Raw genomic sequence first — 258 nt, 5'->3', positions numbered from 1 at the left:
CGCCACCAGCCTGACGGCCAACCTGATCCAGCTGACGGCGACGGTGACCGACGGCGACGGCGACAAGGCCTCGCAGTCGCTCAACATCGGCAACGCGCTGAGCATCAAGGACGACGGCCCCTCGATCATATTGAGCGGCACGGCGGCGCCGACGCTGACGGTGGACGAGAGCTACCTGACGGCGGCGACCAACAACGGCGTCAACGGCTCGGGCACCGGCCCTGCCGGCTCGACGCATGCGGAAGCCTCCTTCAGCGG

General features: G+C 69.0%; 1 protein-coding gene. It reads left to right on the top strand.

The window, feature by feature from the left end:
- Nucleotides 1–258, top strand: a 258-nt coding sequence (locus tag O7A05_RS34280; RefSeq protein ID WP_337097832.1) for a DUF5801 repeats-in-toxin domain-containing protein, incomplete at both ends; no start/stop codon positions are given.

The organism is Mesorhizobium argentiipisi (SeqCode), assembly GCF_037179585.1.
Classification (GTDB): Bacteria; Pseudomonadota; Alphaproteobacteria; order Rhizobiales; family Rhizobiaceae; genus Mesorhizobium; species Mesorhizobium argentiipisi.
This window is presented reverse-complemented; position numbering and strand designations above follow the sequence as displayed.